Source organism: Ochrobactrum sp. SSR, from assembly GCF_030067775.1.
Classification (GTDB): domain Bacteria; phylum Pseudomonadota; class Alphaproteobacteria; order Rhizobiales; family Rhizobiaceae; genus Brucella; species Brucella teleogrylli.
The window spans coordinates 517,199-537,605 of the sequence record NZ_CP125970.1 but is presented as its reverse complement, the minus strand read 5'-3'; the positions used below and the strand labels follow the sequence as shown (position 1 = coordinate 537,605).

Here is a 20,407-nt window from a genome sequence, read left to right as displayed (position 1 = left end):
ATATGGCACTCGTTGAAATCGACAAGGCAATCAAGCGTTATGGATCGCTGGAGGTTCTGTCCGGCATCAGCCTCGACATCGAAGAGCATCAGGTCGTTTGTCTGATCGGCCCTTCGGGCTGCGGCAAGTCCACGCTTCTGCGCTGCATCAACCGGCTCGAGACCATTGATGAAGGCGAAATCCGCCTGCATGGTGACCGTGTGACCGGACCGGGCGTTGACCTCGATGTCCTGCGCCGCGAAATCGGCATCGTGTTTCAGGGCTATAACCTGTTTCCGCATATGACCGTGATGGAAAACGTCACGCTCGGCCCGACAAAGGTGCTGGGCATGCCGGTCAAACAGGCGCAGGAAAAAGGGCTTGCCCTCCTTGCCCGTATCGGCCTTGACCACAAGGCGAAGGAATATCCGGACCGGCTTTCCGGCGGACAACAGCAGCGCGTCGCCATCGTTCGGGCGCTGATGATGGACCCGACATTGCTGCTTCTGGATGAGATCACCTCGGCGCTCGATCCAGAACTGGTATCGGAAGTGCTTGATATCGTGCGCGATCTGGCGACCAAGGGCATGACCATGGTGCTGGCCACCCATGAAATGGGTTTTGCACGTGAGGTTGCAGACAAGGTCTGTTTCCTGCAAAACGGTAAGGTCTATGAAGAAGGTCCGCCGTCGCAAATCTTCGGCAATCCGCAGGGCGAGCGCACACAAGCCTTTCTCAAGCGTATTATCGAAGCCGGGCGTCTCTGACCCACAGGTCTTTTAAAAACGGAACTATGACATGACTGCAACCGCACGTGACTTCGGCATCATCTGTGGCACCATGCCAACCGGCGCAAAAAATGCCATCACTGATGTGCCGGGTGTGCGGGTCGGCCACCACACTCTGCGCTATGGCGATATCAATACCGGCGTGACGGCCATTTTGCCTCATGATGGCAATCTGTATCGGCGTAAGGTTCTGGCTGCCTGCGATATCATCAACGGGTTCGGCAAGAGTACGGGGCTGGTTCAGATTGAGGAACTCGGCACGCTGGAAACGCCGATCCTGCTGACCAACACTTTTGGCGTCGGCACCTGCGCCAACGCCCTTATCCGCGACGCAATTGCCGCCAATCCCGATATCGGACGCACCACCGCCACCGTCAATCCGGTGGTTTTGGAATGCAATGACGGTCCGCTCAGCGACATTCAGGCCATGGCCGTAACCGAGGAACACGCGCGCCTTGCCTTGCAAGCAGCAAGCGACGACGTGGCCCAGGGTAATGTCGGAGCTGGAACCGGCATGAGCTGCTTTGGCTTTAAAGGCGGTATTGGTTCATCGTCCCGGCAATTCGTGCTGGATGGCTCGACCCATCATCTTGGTATTCTAGCGCTAACCAATTTCGGACGCGCTGGGGACCTCGTGCTTCCCGATGGACGCCGCCCCTCGCCCAAGGCCGAAGCGCAACCAGAAAAAGGCTCGGTCATTCTCGTGCTCGCAACCGATGTGCCCATGGAACACCGACAGCTGAAACGCGTCACGCGTCGTTGTGGTGCGGGTCTGGCGCGGCTCGGCGCATTCTGGGGCCACGGCAGTGGTGATATTGCTGTCGGCTTTTCAACCGCCGTGACTTTCGATCACGACGAGCCGAGTGACTTCACCCGGATATCGGTCCTCAATGAAAACCGGATCGACACGCTGTTTCGCGCCGCGGCGGAGGCAACGCAGGAAGCGGTGTTGAATTCCATGTGCGCGGCGGAAGCCATGCGCGGACGTGCCGCAAACCGCCGTTCATTGGCCGACTGGCTTGCCGCAAACGCCGCATAGGCCACTGCCCCCCAATATTTCAGTCCCCGTTCCGGCAACTGAACGGGGGCACATAGTTGGCGTTGTAACCACAACGCGAATATCATATTCCTCGCGCATCCGTCACTGTAATCGGAAGTCTGATCGCAGCTCTTTCAAGCATTATAAATAGTATAGCCAATTTTATTGCTAGCAATTTAAAAATATGTTGCCTCGATGTACATACTCTCCAATCCATATTAAAAACAATGCGAATTTTTTATTGATTACTTTGAGGAAATATCAAAATTTCGAAAGTCCCCCTTTGCGCGATTTTGTTGTTTTTTCCGTTCAGCGCGGGCTGTGTTGCAGTTGGGCCGGATTATCGCGCCCCTGTCATCAATACGCCCCCCGCGTGGAACAGTAAGGCCAGCACCGTTGCTCCCAATCTCGCAGACTGGTGGAAAAACCTGCGCGATCCAATTCTGGACCAGCTCATTGCTGACGGCATTGAGGGCAGTCCTAACGTTGCGATAGCAAAAGCAAAAGTACGCCAGGCGCGCGCCAGCTACGCGTCGGCGGGTGGCACACTTTATCCGTCCGTGGATGGAAAAGGCAGTTTCACGCGTTCTGGTGGTGGTGGCAGCGCCGCCACTAGCACGTCGAGTTTCGGGTTAGATCCTGCATGGGATATCGATTTGTTCGGCGCGAACCGGCGCGGTGTCGAAGCGGCGTATTACGCAAAAGAGTCGGCGAGCGAACAGTTGCGTGCGGCGCTCGTCAGTCTGATCGGTGATATCGCAACCAATTATGTCCAGTTGCGCGGCGCGCAGGCGCAGATCGCAATCGCCGGGCGCAATGCTGCTTCACAGCGCCGAACTGTTGCCCTCACCCGCACGCAACTGGAAGCCGGCAACATATCACAGGTTGATCTGCTGAGCGCACAAACGCAGGCCGATACCACAGAGGCCGAAATTCCTTCACTGCGCATCAGCTATGCCAGTTCTCTGAACAAGCTATCCACGCTGACGGGGCGTTCGTCGCTTGCGCTGGCCGCGATATTGGACAGGCCCCGGCCCTTGCCTTCCGCACCGCGCAGAATAGCTGCCGGATTACCTGCAAATCTCTTACTAAGCCGCCCCGACATCCGCGCTGCAGAACGAGATTATGCTGCCGCAACAGCCAAGATTGGCCAGAGTCAGGCGACACTTTATCCAAGCGTCTCCCTTATTGGCAAAATCGATACCGGCGGTGCAAACTTTGGCGATCTTGCCCGTTTGTCGACCATAGGCTGGTCATTCGGTCCCAACCTCACGATACCTGTTTTCCAGGGCGGCAAGCTGCTTGCTGATGTTGATGCGGCCCGGGCAACGCGGGACGAGGCTTTCATCAAATACCGCCAAACTATTCTGGACAGTTTGAGCGAAGTGGAAAACGCCAGTGTCCAATTCAACCAGAACCGTCTGCGCATCGCTCAGCTCGAGAAGATTGTGGGTAACAACCGTAAGATCACTGCGTTGACGCTCGACCAGTTCAAGGCCGGATCCAAAAATTTCCTCGACGTCCTCAACGCCCAACGCAGTTTGCTCGATCAGGAAAACGCGTTGGCGCAAGCACGCGTGGAGATCATCACCAACTACGTCGCTTTGCAGAAGGCACTCGGCGGAGGTTGGAACGGTCGGATCGACATCGACAGATCTGAAGTCGTGGACGGCTATACTGGTCCGCATCTCATGAAACCTCCCATGGCGACCGCGCCTGATCATCCTGCGAGGCCGCAATGAATTCCGCCAACTCTGTATCGAAGCGACGTTTTCGCAAACGTTGGGGCGCGGCCCTCCTTGTCTTGATGCTGGCCGCTGGTCTGTCGTTCGAACAGTGGTCCGCTCACGAGCCGCTGCCCGAGATGACAACCGTAGAACGCGGTGACCTTGAAAGCTCTGTGGTTGCGTCGGGCACATTGCGCCCTAAAAATCTGGTTGCCATTGGCACTCAGGCCACGGGGCGGATACTTTCGCTCAAAGTGAAAACCGGACAGCATGTGAAACAGGGCGAAGTCGTCGCGCTCATCGATGCCGCGAGCCAGCAGAACGATCTGGACAAAGCCCAGGCAACACTGCGTCAGAACGAGGCCACTCGTCAGCAGAACCTCGCCGATCTGGAACTGGCGAAGCTGGATCTTGCCCGCAATCAGGCGATGATCGGAAAAAATGCTGTCGCGCGATCTGAATATGACAAAGCAGTAGCCGGATTGAAAAAGCAAAAAGCGGCCTTGGCCAATACGGAAGCCTTGATCGCGGCGTCGAAGGTTGAAGTCCGTATCGCGGAAACCAAGCTTGCCTACACTCGGATCACGGCTCCCATTGATGGCACCATACTTTCAACGGTGGCGCAGGAGGGCCAGAACGTCAACGCGCAGCAAACCGTCCCGACAATCGCGATCCTCGGTCAGCTCGACACGATGACGGTGGAAGCCGATATTTCGGAAGCGGATATTACGCAGGTGCACGATGGCCTGCCGATCTACTTCACCATTTCCGGAAGAAATTCAAAACGTTACGATGCAAAGCTCGAAACAATCGAGCCTGCGCCGGATTCCGTTGTGAGCGACAAGAGCTTCGGCACCAGCAACGGCCTGTCGGCTTCAAGCGGCGTGACGGCCTCTGCCGTTTATTACAAAGGCAAGTTCAGCATTCCCAACACCGATGGTCTGCTTCGCACCTATATGACGGCGGAGATCCATATCGTTCTGGCGAAGGTCAAAAATGTCCTGCTCGCTCCTGTGTCGGCGCTGAAACCGCTCGGTAATGACGACCCGGATAGTCCGGGTAAAGCAACCGTCCGCGTGCTGAATGCCTATGGAACGCTGGAGGAGCGCACCGTGGAAACCGGAATCACCGACAAGATCAACACGGAAATCCGCTCAGGCTTGCAGGAAGGTGACAAGATCGTCACCGACAATCAGGAAACCACTGTAACGACTGACGGTGCCTGACATGAGCGATATGCCGTTGATTTTGTTGAAGGCTGTTTCGCGCCATTACCCATCCGGCGACGGTTTCACCACGGTCCTGCGCGATATCGACCTCACCATCCAGTGCGGCGAGATGGTGGCGATTGTCGGTGCGTCCGGTTCTGGAAAATCCACGCTGATGAATATTCTGGGCTGTCTGGATCGTCCCTCGGAAGGGCAATATCTGATTTCAGGACGTTCAACGGCGAAACTGGAGCCGGATGAACTGGCTCAGCTGCGGCGGGAGCATTTTGGTTTTATCTTTCAGCGCTATCACCTGCTGAATGAGCTGGACGCAGTCGGCAATGTCGAAATACCCGCGATTTATGCGGGACAGGCGCGTGAAGCGCGGCGCGAACGCGCCCATGAAATCCTGCGGCGGCTTGGCATGAGCGGTCGGACGCACCACCGGCCCAACCAGCTTTCCGGCGGCCAGCAACAGCGTGTGTCGATAGCCCGCGCGCTCATCAACAACGCTGATGTCATACTCGCAGACGAACCGACCGGCGCGCTCGATAGCCGGAGCGGCGAAGAAGTACTCGGCATTCTTCAGGAACTGAACCGTGAAGGCCGCACGATCATCATTGTCACGCATGACAGGGCTGTCGCGGCGCGCGCAAACCGCATCATCGAAATCCACGACGGAGAAATCACAGCCGATACGCTGAAGGCTGTCGATTGCCGCAGCATTCGGACCAATGATCCCCTTGCTGCATCGGAGTCGGAAAAACATAATCTTTTCAGCGGTATGCGTGATCGCTTTAAAGAAGCCTTTGCGATGGCCTTGCGCTCCATGAACGCGCACCGCATGCGAACATTCCTCACCATGCTGGGGATCATTATCGGAACGGCCTCCGTCGTCTGCGTCACGGCACTAGGGCAAGGTTCACAACAGCGCATCCTCGAACAGATCAGCAGCCTCGGCACCAACACGCTCTATATCGGCCCCGGAACCGGCTATGGCGATCTGAAAGCGGCGCTTGTCACCACATTGAACGTTGACGACGCAAACGAACTGGCCAAGCTGCCCTATGTCGTCGCGGCAACACCTGAAAGTTCCACGATGGGAACGGTCCGCGTTGGCAACAAGGAAGTCAGCATCACGGTCAATGGTGTCAGCGAACGTTATTTTGCGACCCGTAAAAGCAAGCTGGTTGAGGGGCGTTTCTTCGACAAAAGAAGTCTCGATAATCTCGCGCAGGACGCGGTGATCGACACGAACACCAAAAAGGAATTGTTCCCCAACGAGCAGGGCACCGTGGTCGGCAGGGTCGTTTTTCTGAAACAGATTCCTGTACGGATCGTCGGAGTTACCAAAGCCGATGAACAAGGCATGTCCGGATCGAGCAAGTTGGAATTGTTTCTGCCCTATACAACTGTTCAGACGCGCATGACCGGCTCGCGCGCTTTGCAGTCGATAGCCGTTCGCATTCGCGACACTATGGACCCGGCGATCGCCGAAAAGATGGTGACGGCGTTTCTGCAAAGGCGTCATGGCAAAAAGGACTTTTTCATCTTCAACAGCGACACATTGCAGAAAACCATTCAGGCCACGACGGCAATGCTGGCCCTCCTTGTGGCGAGCATCGCGGGCATTTCGCTCTTTGTTGGGGGAATCGGCGTGATGAACATCATGCTGGTCGCAGTTTCGGAAAGAATCAACGAGATCGGCGTGCGCATGGCAGTTGGGGCGCGGCAAAGCGATATCCTGCAACAATTCCTCATCGAATCTATCTTGGTCTGTCTGATCGGCGGCATTGTCGGGGTGCTTGTCGCTGGCGGTTTCGGTCTGCTGTTCGCGCAGTTCAGCACAATGTTCAAACTGATCTACTCGCCGACATCCATTGTAGCGGCGCTGCTGTGTTCCAGCCTTATCGGAATCGGATTCGGTTTCATGCCCGCCCGCAATGCCTCCCGACTCGATCCCGTCGTAGCGCTTGCCCGTGACTGAGCCGCGCACCGGCAGCGTTTCGGGTAACGCGCTTTAAGGGAGTAATTTATATTCACAACCCATGCGGGTTTTCATATTTCTAATAAAATTCATTAACTTATAATACTTACTATTTGTTTTTGTTGACTATTCTTGTTCTTTGGAATGAATTTCCCCACAGAAAACCAGCTGTCAACCGCGGCGACCCTGTCAGAATTTTCTGGGCGACGGCGAATTTATGAAGGGGGTTGTTAACCTTCATTTTTTATTACTTGGGCTCATTCAGGCGACAGTATCTATGGTTCAGGTATCATGCGTAATTTGAGAGAAAATTTCCCCCATTCGAATGGAAATCATACAGAGAACGCCTCGGACCCGAAGCCCCAGCGTGGCCAGACGGAGGCGCGTAATCCGACAGATGACGGCGCCTGGAAAATCCATTTTTCTCTGGGCGAGAATGTCCGTTTCACCCGCACGCCGGAAGTGGAACTGATGCGTCGTCGCGGCGAGGACCTGCCGGATGTCAACGCTCGCCCGCAGGTTCAGCCTGTTGCGGAAGCGCAGGAAGCCGTTGTTGAAAAAGCAGCCGAAGTCCAACCAATGGCGGTCGCCGCATTGCAGCAGAGCGTTTCGCTCGGCATGGTGCAACCGCCCGTCGTACCCGTTCCGCCTGCCCTGCCGGTCATGCCAGCTGCCGTCGCGGCACCTGTCGTTCAGGCGATACCAGAACCTGTGGTAGCGCAGGCTCCTATCGCGCCCGCAACTGACATCACAACGTCTGCCTTCGCCTATATTTCCGACTTCGCCTTCTGGGAAGGATGCGATGTTGAGGCAAGCCTTGCGCCGACCGTGCCGCTTGTTGCTGCGGTACCCGCCGCTCCCAAAAAGCCAGCGCCGACTGTTGAATCCATTCTGGCACAGTTCCGCATTCGTGAATGGAACAGCCAGCCGGAAGAAACGCCGGTTGCGGCAGTTGTTGCTGAACCACAGCCAGTAACAGAAGTTCCGACTCCTGAACCCATTGTAGCGTCAGAACCTGTCGCCGTGGCTCCAGTCATTGCTCTGGTTGCAAAGGCAAAGGCAATCGCTCCGAAGAAGGTCGAAGCTGCACCGCAGATTGCGGAAGTTGCCGAGGTTTCAGGTGAAGCGACCGAAGACGATGTGGTGCTTGCCGTCGCAGAAGCCGAAGAGCACAGCGTTGAAGAAATCGAAGCGCCTGCACCAGTCGCAGCTACGCCTGCTCCGGCAAAGGCTGCGCCGTCGATTGCCCTCTATCAGCCGCAACCCCTCCCCCGCGCGGAAGCCCCGGTCATTCACGGCGAGTACGAATTCCCGCCACGCGAGTTGCTGCAAATGCCGCCCGCACTGGATGGCAATGTCATCACGCAGGAAATGCTGGAACGCAGCGCAGGTCTGCTGGAAAGCGTGCTGGAAGATTTCGGCGTGCGCGGCGAGATCATCCATGTCCGTCCCGGTCCGGTGGTCACGCTCTATGAATTCGAGCCTGCTCCGGGTGTGAAGTCCTCGCGTGTCATCGGCCTCGCTGACGATATCGCCCGCTCCATGTCGGCGCTCTCCGCCCGCGTGGCTGTGGTTCCGGGTCGCAACGTCATCGGCATCGAATTGCCGAATGCCAATCGCGAAACCGTCTATCTGCGCGAGATGATCGACTCCCGCACCTTCGAAGCATCGAATTACCGCCTGCCGCTTTGCCTTGGCAAAGGCATTGGTGGCGAGCCGATCATTGCTGAACTCGCCAAGATGCCTCACCTGCTGGTCGCCGGCACCACGGGCTCGGGCAAGTCGGTTGCTATCAACACCATGATCCTGTCGTTGCTCTATCGGTTCAAGCCGGAAGAATGCCGCCTGATCATGGTCGATCCGAAGATGCTGGAACTGTCGATCTATGATGGCATTCCGCACCTGCTCACCCCCGTCGTGACCGACCCGAAAAAGGCCGTTGTTGCCCTGAAATGGGCCGTGCGCGAGATGGAAGAGCGCTATCGCAAGATGGCCCGCCTCGGCGTCCGCAATATCGAGGGTTTCAACGCCCGTGCGGCTTCGGCCAAGGGCAAGGGCGAAACCGTCATGTGCACCGTGCAGGCTGGTTTCGACAAGGAAACCGGCGAGCCGACCTATATTCAGGAAGAACTCGACCTGACGCCCATGCCGTATATCGTGGTCATCATCGATGAAATGGCCGACCTGATGATGGTTGCGGGCAAGGATATCGAAGGCGCGGTGCAGCGTCTGGCGCAGATGGCCCGTGCCGCTGGTATTCACCTGATCATGGCGACCCAGCGTCCAAGCGTTGATGTCATCACTGGCACGATCAAGGCCAACTTCCCGACCCGTATTTCCTTCCAGGTTACGTCGAAAATCGACAGCCGCACCATTCTCGGTGAAATGGGCGCCGAACAGCTTCTCGGCCAGGGCGACATGCTGCATATGGCCGGTGGCGGTCGTATCGTCCGCGTCCATGGACCGTTCGTTTCGGACGAGGAAGTGGAACAGGTCGTCAATCATCTGAAGGAACAGGGTCGCCCGGATTATCTGGCAACCGTGACGGAAGATGAGGACGCCGAAGAAGAAACCGCCGATGCGGCTGTCTTCGACGCGACGTCGATGGGGTCCGAAGACGGCGACGACGTCTATGATCAGGCGGTCAAAGTGGTGCTGCGCGACAAGAAGTGCTCAACCTCCTACATCCAGCGCCGTCTCGGCATTGGCTACAACCGTGCAGCCTCGCTCGTCGAGCGCATGGAAAAGGAAGGTCTGGTCGGACCTGCGAACCATGTCGGCAAGCGCGAGATTCTCACGGGCAATCGCGACTGATTTAATCGATATAATCACTTTAAAAGGCCGGTTTGCGAAAGCGAATCGGCCTTTTCTCATCCAATCTCAAGCGCTTGCGCGATGTTGCAAGAATGCCCTTGTCAATATGTAAATTATGATTAATACTTTGGATATTCGTACATTCTTGATGACCGGCCGGGGTAGCCCGGATGCTACTCTGTGCCCAAAAAAACAGGGAGAATGGTTGATGAAAAGCATAATCATTGGGCCTACCGACAAGGATCGTACAGTTACGCAGCAGATACTGCATCGCATTCATGAGCAGATGCCAAAGCCGTCTGAAGACAAGACGCAGGTTTGCAATGTTTTGCGCCGTTCGAAGGGCGGTTATTCGCACCGGCGGCACAAGGTTCACAAGCTTGCCTGATTTTGCCCCATGAATTGAATATTATGTCGGTTCGTTATCAGCGCCACATGCCATTCTCGGCCTGCTGGCGCTGTTATTTTATCCGCTCCAAACTATCTAAATCCGCATGGCTGGTTTATGAGGGAGCATTGCTCCAGTTTCAGTAAATTCAGGAATGTGCGATGACGACCGAAGCCGATGGAAACGACGTGAAAAAGAAATCCGGTTTCTTTCTCGGTTTTATGGCCGTTTTGGCTGGCCTGTTTTTCCTGCTTTTTATGGGTCTTGGCGTCTGGCAGATCGAACGTTTGCAATGGAAACTCGATCTGATCTCGCGCGTGGATGCTCGCGTCCACGCCGAGCCCGTTGCTGCGCCGGGCAAAGATGACTGGGCCAATGTCAATCAGAAGGACGATGAATATCGTCATGTCACCATCACCGGCACTTATCTGAACGATAAGGAAGTGCTTGTGCGTGCGTTGACCGAACGCGGCGCCGGCTATTGGATACTCACGCCGTTGCGCACTGCTGATGGATCACTGACCTATATCAATCGCGGCTTTGTGCCGGGCGACAAGCGTGATCTGTCAACCCGCCCGGAAACGCAGATTGCCGGTGAAACGACCGTGACCGGACTTCTGCGCATGCCGGAGCCGGATGGGTTCTTCCTGCGGCCCAACGATCCAGAGAAGAACAGCTGGAACTCTCGCGATGTTGCGGCTTTCGCCGCGAAAGAGAAACTTGGCACCGTCGCACCCTATTTCATCGATGTGGACGCCAAGTCCAATCCGGGCAACCAGCCGATCGGCGGGTTGACGGTTGTATCCTTCCGAAACAGCCATCTGTCCTATGCAATCACCTGGTTTGCGCTCGCAGCCATGGTCGCCGGGGCTGCGGTGTTCGTCTGGCGTTACGAGCGCAAATCCAGAGCTTAAACATGCAATGCGTGGCCAAGCGCCTTCATGCTGGCCTCGGCAAAGCCTTCGCCCAAGGTCGGATGTGCATGGATTGTCCCAGCAATATCTTCAAGGCGCGCGCCCATTTCAACGGCTTGCGCAAAGGCAGACGACAGTTCAGAAATACCGACACCGACCGCCTGAATCCCCAGAATGACGTGATTGTCTGCCCGCGCCACCACGCGGATAAAACCGTCTTCCCTCTCAACCGTCATGGCGCGGCCATTTGCCTGAAACGGAAAAATACCGGTCTGCGTATTGTGGCCTGCCTTGCGCGCCTCATCGGGCAGCAGTCCCACCGTTACGATTTCCGGGTCGGTGAAGCAGACGGCGGGGATGCAGCGCTTGTCCCAGGCCTGCTTGCCGCCCGCGATGATCTCGGCAACCATTTCGCCCTGCGCCATGGCGCGATGCGCCAGCATCGGCTCTCCCGTGACATCGCCAATTGCGTAAACGCCGCGCATCGACGTGCGGCAGCGATCATCAATGCGGATGAAACGCCCATCCATATCGAGCCGGATTTCGCTCAGACCCCAGCCGTCAGTCTGCGGCTTGCGCCCGACCGTCACCAGCACCTTGTCGGCCTCGATGCGTTTCGCTGAACCGTCAGCCGCCAACACTTCCAGCGCCTTGCCGTCGGCGGTCAGTCCCTTGGCCGATGTGCTGGTCAACACCTCCACGCCAAGCGCTTTCAATCGTGCCATGACGGGACGCGTCAGTTCGGCATCATATTGCGGCAGGATGCGGTCGGTGGCTTCCACCACGGTGACTTTGGAACCCAGCTTGGCGTAAGCCGTGCCGATTTCGAGCCCGATATAACCACCGCCCACAACAGCTAACTTCTCCGGTATCGCTCCCAGAGACAGGGCTTCCGTGGACGAAATGATATTGCCACCGAAGGGCAGCGCCTCGATTTCAACCGGCACGGAGCCGGTGGCAATCACGATATTTTCCGCATGAATGGTCTGGCGGCCCGTATCGGTGTCAACCAGCACGGTCTTGCCGTCCATGAACCGCGCCTGCCCCTGAAACATGCGCACGCGCGACCGTTTCAACAGCCCTGCGACGCCGCTATTCAGCCGATTGACGATGCCGTCCTTCCATTCAAGCGTTTTGCCAAAATCGATAGCCGGATTTTGCGCGGTAATACCGAGTGCGCCTTTCGATGCGAAATGCGTCACGCGGTGGAATTCATCCGCCGCATGGATCAGCGCTTTCGACGGAATACAGCCGACATTGAGGCAGGTGCCGCCGAGGCGCTTTCGCTCGACCAGCACGGTGTCGATGCCGAGTTGCCCTGCCCGGATGCCACAGACATAGCCGCCGGGACCGCCACCGATGATCAGAAGTTTGCAGTTAATCTCACTCATAAGTTCAGCCTTCCACAAAGATCATCGCAGGCGTTTCGATGAGGCTTTTCAGCTTCTGCACAAAGACAGCCGCATCCCATCCATCGATCACCCGATGATCGAAGCTGCATGAAAGGTTCATCATCTTGCGCGGCACGAACTGGGTTCCGTCCCACATTGGACGCACGGCAATCTTGTTGACGCCGACAATCGCGACTTCCGGTCGATTGATGATCGGTGTCGTGGCAATCGCCCCGAGCGGTCCAAGCGACGTGATGGTGATGGTGGAGCCGCTCAGTTCTTCCCGCTTTGCCGTGCCGTTGCGGGCGGCGTCGGTCACACGCGATAGCTCGGAAGCTGCTGCGAAAACGGTCATGCTCTCGGCATGACGCACCACGGGGACGATCAGGCCATTTGGTGTCTGTGTGGCAATGCCCACATGCACACCGCCAAACTGGCGGATAATATCGGCTTCATCATCGAAATGCGCATTGAGACCCGGCTGTTCTTTCGCCGCCTTGACGATGGCGCGGATGACGAATGGCAACAACGTCAGGCGCGGACGCCCTTCCTTCTTCTCATTGTTGAGACTGGTGCGTAGCTCTTCAAGCTGCGTGACATCGACTTCCTCAACAATGGTAATATGGGGAATATGGCGTTTTGCATCCGCCATTCGTTCGGCGATCTTGCGCCGAAGCCCGATCACTTTGATTTCGTTAACGGATGTATCGGCGGCATAGCCGGACAAGGCCGTTGCAGCCCCGCTTTCGGCCTCAAAAAACGCGTCCAGATCTTCATGCGTGATGCGGCCCGCAGGGCCGGTTCCGCGAACACGTCGTAGATCGACACCCGCGTCGCGCGCGCGCAACCGGACCGATGGCGTGGCCAGAGGCTTTTCGCCTTCTGCCCGGACAGGGCCAGCGCCCGCAAAAGTGCGGCTCGGGGTTTCACGCTTTGGTGCTGCCGGCTTTGGCGGAACGGGCGTCTGCAACAAGACCGGCACTTCCGGATTCTGCGGCTTTGGCGTTTCAGCCTCTATCGGACTATGCGCTGGCTCTTCCGCCTTCGGTTCCGCGCTTGCACCGGAAGCACCTTCGATTTCAAGCCGCACCAGTTCAGAACCGACGGCGATCTTTTCCCCCACTTCGCCATTGATCGCGATGACTTTGCCAGCGCGTGATGACGGGATTTCCACCGTCGCCTTGTCAGTCATGACAGCGGCCAGAAGATCATCCTCACGAATGATATCGCCAACCTTCACATGCCATTCGACAAGTTCTGCCTCGGCAACGCCTTCGCCAACATCGGGGAGTTTGATTGTAAAATGAGCCATGGTCTCTCCCCTCACGCTTCCATGATAGACACAAGTGCGCGACCGACACGATCAGGACCGGGGAAATATGCCCATTCCTGCGCATGCGGATAAGGCGTGTCCCAACCGGTCACGCGAATGACAGGCGCTTCGAGGTGATAGAAGCAATCGCGTTGCACGAGTGCCGCGAGTTCGGCGCCATAGCCACAGGTCAGCGTTGCTTCATGCACGATGACGCAACGGCCCGTCTTGCGCACCGATGCCATGATCGTCTCCGTATCGAGCGGCAGAAGCGTGCGCAGATCGATGATTTCGGCATCGACGCCGGTTTCCTCGGCGGCGGCCAGCGCCACATGCACCATGGTGCCATAGGCCAGCACCGTAACCGCGCTGCCCTCGCGGCGAATGGCGGCCTTGCCGAGTGGAACCGTATAATAACCTTCCGGCACTTCGCCCAGATCGTGCTTCTTCCACGACGTCACCGGCTTGTCGTGATGGCCGTCGAAGGGGCCGTTATAAAGCCGTTTCGGCTCGAACATGATCACCGGATCGGGATCTTCAATGGCTGCAAGCAGCAGGCCTTTGGCGTCGGCTGGTGTGGACGGCATGACCGTCTTCAAGCCCGACACATGGGTGAAAAGCGCTTCCGGGCTTTGGCTGTGGGTTTGCCCGCCATAAATACCGCCACCGGATGGCATGCGGATCACGATGGGGCATGTGAACTCGCCCGCCGAGCGATAGCGCAGACGGGCGGCTTCGGAAACAATCTGGTCATAGGCCGGATAGACATAATCCGCGAACTGCACCTCGATGCATGGGCGCAAGCCGTAAGCCGCCATGCCAATTGCCGTGCCGACAATACCAAGCTCGCTGATCGGCGCATCGAAACAGCGCTCCTTGCCGTATTTCTTCTGCAAACCGGCGGTGCAGCGAAACACGCCGCCGAAATAGCCGACATCCTCACCGAACACGACCACGTTCTTGTCGCGCTCCATGGCAATGTCGTGGGCATTTTGGATCGCCTCGATCATTGTCATTCTGGGCATAGTCATCTTGGTCATTGATCAGAACCCCGCTTCCTGACGCTGGCGAACAAGATGCGGCGGCGTTTCTGCGTAAACATCCTCGAACATGTCGCGCATGGACGGTTTGCGCCCGTCATGCAGGGTGCCAATGGCTTCCGCCTCGCGCTGCGCGCTGACGACAAGGTCCATCACTTCCGCTTCCGCCTGCTTGTGGCGGTCTTCCGACCAGACGCCGCGCAAGATCAGATAGTTCTTCAGTCGCAAGATCGGATCGCCAAGCGGCCATGCATCGCTTTCCGCCTTGGGGCGATAAGCGGACGGGTCGTCCGAAGTGGAATGGCCGCCAGCGCGATAGGTCACATATTCAATGATCGTTGGGCCAAGATTGCGCCGCGCGCGCTCGACCGCCCATTTGGCAACAGCGTGAACGGCCAGATAGTCATTGCCGTCAACGCGCAGCGCCGGAATGCCGAAACCATGCCCGCGCGCCGCGAAAGTACCGGAGCCACCGCGTGCAATCCCCTGAAATGTCGAAATCGCCCACTGGTTGTTGACGATGTTCATCACCACAGGCGCCTTGTAGGTCGAGGCGAACACAAGGGCTGCGTGAAAGTCGCTTTCAGCCGTCGAGCCGTCGCCGATCCATGCGGCGGCAATTTTGGTGTCGTGGCTGATTGCCGAGGCCATCGCCCAGCCGACAGCCTGCGTATATTGCGTCGCGAGATTGCCGGAAATGGTGAAGAAGCCGTGTTCCTTGGAGGAATACATCACCGGAAGCTGGCGGCCCTTCAGCGGGTCCTGCTCGTTGGAGAAAATCTGGTTCATCATGGTGACGAGCGGATAATCATCAGCAATCAGAAGTCCGGCCTGCCGATAGGTGGGGAAATTCATGTCGCCCTTGCGCAGCGCCTTGCGAAAGGCGCAGCTGACTGCCTCCTCGCCCAGATGCTGCATGTAGAACGACGTCTTGCCCTGACGTTGCGCCATCATCATACGCGCATCATAGGCACGCAGGATCATCATGTGGCGCAGACCGTCTTTCAGCTCGTCATCGGTGAGCGTCCCGGCCCACGGACCAACCGCCTCGCCTTCGCGATTGAGCACGCGAATGATGCTGAAAGCCAGATCGCGCATCGCTTCCGGCTTTTCGTCTATTTCCGGTCTTCTGACACTGCCAGCACGAGGAATTTTGACATGGGAGAAATCCGGCGCATCGCCGGGCCGCCATTCCGGTTCGGGAACATGCAGGGATAGTACGACATCGTCGCTCATGCGGGCATACCTCGCAATGGGCCAAGAACTGGCCTCGCAAAACTGGCACTGAATGTCGAACGGGTGGAATTCTGTTTGGGTCCGGCGAACAGGCTTCTTCAAAACCCGGTTTCCGGGTGGCCTTTCAAACACAGATTGACCGCATTCCTCCCATGCGACGTGAAGCCGGTTTTCCTCCTCCGATTTCACTGTCATTCAGGGTGATACGGGTTACAAAATAAAGCAAGATTATTTTCATGGCCTCGAGAGGTGATCCTGAAGTTTAGTTCTCCTACCTGAAAATGCATCGCTTCATGAGGTCAATGAAATAAGTGTATTTCCATGTTTTATATAGGATTTGATATGGAATGTTTCGGCGGTCATGCGCGCAATTTTCTTACGCAGCATTGACGAATGCGTCAGTACCATCTGGTACTCTATCGAGCGATATCCGCTTCATCCGATAGTGCCTGAGGCACTTTGTCCACCGCGTCGCGATGATAAAACTCACAGAAAATGCGATCCGGGAACCTGATTCTCGCGGGCACAAAAAACCGCGCTTGAAACAAGCGCGGTTCAATTTCATCGAATGTCGAATGGTTTAGCGGACAGCCTTGCCGTCATCGTCAAAGCGATGCGTCTTGTCCGCTTCCGGCGACACGAAGATGATGTCATCTTCCGTATAATGGTGTTCACCAAACAGGCGAACGGTGATGAGTCCCGCCGCTTCGGTTTCCACATAAAGAATGGTATCCGCACCAAGATGTTCGGCGTGAATGACCTTGCCCTTCCATTTGCCGCTTTCGCGGCTGACGCCGAGATGTTCCGGACGGATGCCGATGGTCTTCGCGCCCGTTTCACCGATACGGCCCGCTTCGACGAAATTCATCTGCGGCGACCCGATGAAGCCTGCCACGAACAGATTGTCAGGCTTGTTATAAAGCTCCATCGGCGAGCCGATCTGTTCAATCCGACCCGCATTCAGCACCACGATGCGGTCAGCAAGCGTCATCGCCTCGACCTGATCGTGGGTGACATAGATCATCGTCGCCTTCAACTCACGATGCAGCTTGGCAATTTCGAGACGCGTTTGCACGCGCAACGCGGCATCGAGATTGGATAAAGGCTCGTCAAACAGGAACAGTTCCGGGTCACGCACGAGCGCGCGACCGATAGCGACGCGCTGGCGCTGGCCGCCCGACAGTTCCGCCGGACGTCGTGCCAGATAGGGATCAAGCGACAGCATGGATGAAGCGCGCGTAACGCGGCTTTCAATCTGCTCCTTCGGCGCGCCGGACTGTTTCAGGCCAAGGCCCATATTGTCCTTCACCGTCAGATGCGGATAAAGCGCATAAGACTGGAACACCATCGCGATGCCGCGCTTGGAAGGCGGGATGACGGTCACGTCCTTGTCGTTGATCAGCACCTGACCCGACGAAACATCTTCAAGGCCGGCAATCGAGCGCAAAAGCGTCGATTTTCCGCAGCCGGAAGGACCGACGAAAATGATGAACTCGCCGTCGCGCACTTCCAGATTGATATCTTTCAGAACAGCCTGCGCACCGTAGCTCTTATGTACCGATTTGAGGAGAAGCGATCCCACGAAGCAATTCCTTATAGTTTGACAGGCTGGCCGAGACGCACGCTTTCGTCAGCGGCGAGACAGATGCGCAGCGATTGCAGCGCGTCATCCATATGGCGGTTGAGATCGATATCCTCGCGAATGGCCTTCAGCATGTAAGCCTGCTCGCGTTCGCACAATTCCTGATGGCCCGGCTCGTCGGACATGGAAAGATCCGTATCGGGTTTGAGGAATTTGCCGTCCGCCCCGCGTTCGGCACGATGGATGCGGATGGTCGAGGTTTTTGTGTGTGCATCCACATCGTCGGACTTGGTGACGGCCTCGTTCATGACGATGGAGACGCAGCCATTCGGCGATATGACATCCTTCACGAAGAAGGCCGTTTCCGACATCATCGGCCCCCAGCCCGCCTCGTACCAGCCAATCGTGCCGTCATCGAAAAACACCTGAAGATGACCGTAATTATACATGTCCGGCTTGATTTCATCGGAAAGGCGCAGGCCCATGCCGCGCACTTCCACCGGCTTGGCATCGGTGATCTGGCACATGACATCCACATAATGCACACCGCAATCGACAATCGGCGATGTGGTGTTCATCAGGTTCTTGTGCGTTTCCCAGGTCGCGCCGCTCGACTGCTGGTTGAGGTTCATACGGAAGACATAAGGACCGCCAAGCTGGCGTGCTTCGGAGATCAGCCGCATCCAGGACGGATGATGGCGCAGAATATAACCGATGACGAGCTTGCGTCCGTTGGCCCGCGCGCAGTCGATGACGCGGCGTGCATCTTCCACCGTCGTCGCCAGCGGCTTTTCGACAAAGACATGCGCGCCCTGCTCCATCGCGGCCACAGCGTAATCCGCATGGCTTTCCGAATAGGTGGCAATGCAGGCCATGTCCGGCTTCAACTCGGCCAATGCCTCGTGAAACGACGGATGAATTTCATAACCGGCAAGTTCATCCGGAACCGCAACTTTGGTGCGATTCACAAGACCGACGATCTCGAAGCCCGGATTGCGGTGATAGGCCAGCGCATGGCTGCGGCCCATATTGCCGAGACCGGCGGACAGGACGCGGACCGGGGCCTGTTGGGTTGATGAACTCATTTAACAGCTCCGGCAGTAATGCCGCGGATCAATTGCCGCGAGAAGAGGACGTAGAGGACGAGGATCGGGAACATTGCCAGCGACAGCGCCGCCAGAACCGCGTTCCAGTTGGTGACGAACTGGCCGATGAAAAGCTGCGAGCCGAGCGTGACCGTCTTGGTGGCTTCGCCGGGCGCAAGGATCAGCGGGAACCAGAGGTCGTTCCAGATCGGAATCATGGTGAAGACGGCGACCGTCGCCATGGCAGGCCGGATCAGCGGCAGCACCAGCTTGAAGAAGATCGCATATTCCGACATGCCGTCTATTCGCCCGGCATTTTTCAGATCGTCGGACACAGTTCGCATGAATTCGGACAGGATGAAGATGGCAAGCGGCAAGCCTTGAGCCGTATAGACGAGGATCAGCGAGGTCAGGCTGTTGACAAGCCCCACCGCGACCATGCCCTGCAACAATGCAACCGTACCGAGCCGGATCGGGATCATGATGCCGATGGCCAGATAAAGCCCCATTAGCGTGTTGCCCTTGAACCGATATTCCGACAGGGCAAAGGCAGCCATGGCGCCAAACAGGATGACGAAGAAGATGCTCGCCACCGTGACAATGGTGCTGTTCTGGAAATAGGTCAGGAACGAGCCCTGTTTCAGAACCGTTTCATAGCCGATCAGGCTAAAGCTTTCCGGTGTCGGAAACTGCAGCGGCGTGCGAAAAATCGCGTTGCGGTCCTTGAAGGAATTGATCAACGTCAGCGCCACCGGAAAGACGGCGACAAGCATATAGATGATCAATGCCGCATGAACGAACGTTGTGCGAAGGGGCGAAGTGCGTGCTTTCGACATGATTTCTCGCTCCTCAGAATTGATAGCGGCGCATGCGACGCTGGATGCCGAACAGATAGAGCGACACACCGGCGAGGATGATGAGGAACATCACGGCGGCGATGGTGGCGCCCATGGACGGATTGCCAAGCTGCAACTGGAAGCCGAAGAAGGTGCGGTACAGGAAGGTGCCCAGAATGTCGGTCGCCTTGTCCGGCCCCGCGAGTGCGCCCTGCATCGAATAGACCAGGTCGAACGCGTTGAAATTCGCAACAAAAGTCATGACCGAGATCAGGCCAATCGATGGCAGAATGAGCGGCAGCTTGATCTTCCAGAACTGGCTCCAGCCGGTAATGCCATCGCATTCGGCAGCTTCGATGATTTCATCGGGAATATTGAGCAACGCCGCGTAGATCAACATCATTGGAATACCGACGAACTGCCAGACGGAAACAAGCGACACCGTGACCAGTGCTGTTTCGGCCTTGCCGAGCCATGGCCCAAAGGCCCATTTCATGCCCACCAGATCCATCATCCATGGCGCAACGCCCCAGATCGGCGACAGGATAAGCTTCCAGATAAAGCCGACAATCACGAAGGAGAGTAGCGTCGGCAGAAAGATCGCCGTGCGATAGAAGGCGGCAAAACGCAATCTCGGCAGCGACAGCATGGCTGCCAGCAAAATGCCGATCGGGTTTTGAACCAGCATATGAATACAGAAGAATATGACGTTGTTTTTCAACGCATTCCAGAAATCACGCGACCAGTTTGCATCGCCGAAAAGCGTCTGGAAATTGGCAAAGCCGACAAAGACGCGCTGCCCGTCCACGACATTGAAGAACGCTTGCCGCAATGTCTCGATCAGTGGCAGCACCATGACGAGCGTATAAACCAGCACGCAAGGCAACAGGAACACAAGAATGTGCCATCGCCTCGGGCGTTTTTGCTCAATGATTGGCAGGTCGGCAGACTGGCTCATCAACACTCGCTGTTCTTCGGCTTATGCGGTTCTTGCGAACATTCTTTTGCCGTGAGACTGACATGGATCGCGTAATGCGCGAAAGAAAAACTGCCTGTTAGGCGCCTTGCAAGTCTGTTCGGC

16 protein-coding genes are annotated in these 20,407 nt (G+C 56.8%); 8 read left to right on the top strand and 8 right to left on the bottom strand.

Translation table 11 applies throughout. The features are described from left to right. Positions 1-2 precede the first annotated feature (2 nt). The 8 genes from QLQ11_RS13915 to QLQ11_RS13880 all read left to right on the top strand — a co-directional run bounded on the left by QLQ11_RS13915 (position 3) and on the right by QLQ11_RS13880 (position 10,844). Positions 3-746 carry an amino acid ABC transporter ATP-binding protein gene (locus QLQ11_RS13915; protein ID WP_109367395.1) on the top strand — a complete coding sequence of 248 codons (744 nt, stop codon included), beginning with the start codon at positions 3-5 and terminating at the stop codon, positions 744-746. 31 nt (positions 747-777) lie between these two features. Then, on the top strand, positions 778-1,806 hold the full coding sequence (locus tag QLQ11_RS13910) for a P1 family peptidase (protein WP_109367396.1): 1,029 nt from the start codon (positions 778-780) through the stop codon (positions 1,804-1,806). Positions 1,807-2,102: 296 nt separating this feature from the next. Beyond that, positions 2,103-3,548 carry an efflux transporter outer membrane subunit gene (locus QLQ11_RS13905; protein ID WP_283736143.1) on the top strand — a complete coding sequence of 482 codons (1,446 nt, stop codon included), beginning with the start codon at positions 2,103-2,105 and terminating at the stop codon, positions 3,546-3,548. Continuing rightward, positions 3,545-4,759: an efflux RND transporter periplasmic adaptor subunit gene (locus tag QLQ11_RS13900; protein ID WP_109367398.1), complete on the top strand. Its 1,215-nt coding sequence runs from the start codon at positions 3,545-3,547 to the stop codon at positions 4,757-4,759. Before QLQ11_RS13905 ends, QLQ11_RS13900 begins: the two co-directional genes overlap by 4 nt. 1 nt (position 4,760) lies before the next feature. Further along, positions 4,761-6,728 carry a MacB family efflux pump subunit gene (locus tag QLQ11_RS13895; protein WP_109367399.1) on the top strand — a complete coding sequence of 656 codons (1,968 nt, stop codon included), beginning with the start codon at positions 4,761-4,763 and terminating at the stop codon, positions 6,726-6,728. 291 nt (positions 6,729-7,019) lie between these two features. Then, a complete protein-coding gene (locus QLQ11_RS13890) occupies positions 7,020-9,542 on the top strand; it encodes a DNA translocase FtsK (RefSeq protein WP_121538838.1) in 2,523 nt (840 codons plus the stop codon). A 208-nt stretch (positions 9,543-9,750) separates the two neighbouring features. Beyond that, positions 9,751-9,930 (top strand): hypothetical protein, encoded by a 180-nt coding sequence (locus QLQ11_RS13885; protein WP_109367401.1) that lies wholly within the window; start codon positions 9,751-9,753, stop codon positions 9,928-9,930. 221 nt (positions 9,931-10,151) lie between these two features. Next, positions 10,152-10,844, top strand: coding sequence for an SURF1 family protein (locus QLQ11_RS13880; protein ID WP_109367988.1), 693 nt, complete (start codon positions 10,152-10,154; stop codon positions 10,842-10,844). Here QLQ11_RS13880 and lpdA read toward each other — a convergent pair. The 8 genes from lpdA to QLQ11_RS13840 all read right to left on the bottom strand — a co-directional run bounded on the left by lpdA (position 10,841) and on the right by QLQ11_RS13840 (position 20,284). After that, positions 10,841-12,235 (bottom strand): dihydrolipoyl dehydrogenase, encoded by a 1,395-nt coding sequence (lpdA, locus tag QLQ11_RS13875; RefSeq protein ID WP_283736142.1) that lies wholly within the window; start codon positions 12,233-12,235, stop codon positions 10,841-10,843. The genes QLQ11_RS13880 and lpdA overlap by 4 nt on opposite strands. A 4-nt stretch (positions 12,236-12,239) precedes the next feature. Continuing rightward, positions 12,240-13,547 carry a dihydrolipoamide acetyltransferase family protein gene (locus QLQ11_RS13870; RefSeq protein ID WP_109367403.1) on the bottom strand — a complete coding sequence of 436 codons (1,308 nt, stop codon included), beginning with the start codon at positions 13,545-13,547 and terminating at the stop codon, positions 12,240-12,242. An 11-nt stretch (positions 13,548-13,558) separates the two neighbouring features. Then, complete coding sequence (locus tag QLQ11_RS13865; protein ID WP_109367989.1) at positions 13,559-14,572, bottom strand: alpha-ketoacid dehydrogenase subunit beta; 1,014 nt, start codon at positions 14,570-14,572, stop codon at positions 13,559-13,561. Positions 14,573-14,590: 18 nt separating this feature from the next. Then, complete coding sequence (locus QLQ11_RS13860; RefSeq protein ID WP_109367404.1) at positions 14,591-15,823, bottom strand: 3-methyl-2-oxobutanoate dehydrogenase (2-methylpropanoyl-transferring) subunit alpha; 1,233 nt, start codon at positions 15,821-15,823, stop codon at positions 14,591-14,593. Between the two features lie 580 nt (positions 15,824-16,403). Beyond that, complete coding sequence (locus QLQ11_RS13855) at positions 16,404-17,405, bottom strand: ABC transporter ATP-binding protein (RefSeq protein WP_109367405.1); 1,002 nt, start codon at positions 17,403-17,405, stop codon at positions 16,404-16,406. A gap of 11 nt (positions 17,406-17,416) precedes the next feature. Next, positions 17,417-18,490, bottom strand: a complete 1,074-nt coding sequence (locus tag QLQ11_RS13850; RefSeq protein WP_283736141.1) for a Gfo/Idh/MocA family protein — start codon at positions 18,488-18,490, stop codon at positions 17,417-17,419. Continuing rightward, the gene (locus tag QLQ11_RS13845; RefSeq protein ID WP_109367407.1) at positions 18,487-19,326 is read right to left on the bottom strand and encodes a carbohydrate ABC transporter permease; all 840 of its coding nucleotides are present in this window, start codon (positions 19,324-19,326) and stop codon (positions 18,487-18,489) included. The genes QLQ11_RS13850 and QLQ11_RS13845 overlap by 4 nt, the downstream gene beginning before the upstream one ends. Positions 19,327-19,339: 13 nt before the next feature. Then, positions 19,340-20,284 carry a carbohydrate ABC transporter permease gene (locus tag QLQ11_RS13840; protein WP_109367408.1) on the bottom strand — a complete coding sequence of 315 codons (945 nt, stop codon included), beginning with the start codon at positions 20,282-20,284 and terminating at the stop codon, positions 19,340-19,342. Between the last annotated feature and the right edge of the window lie 123 nt (positions 20,285-20,407).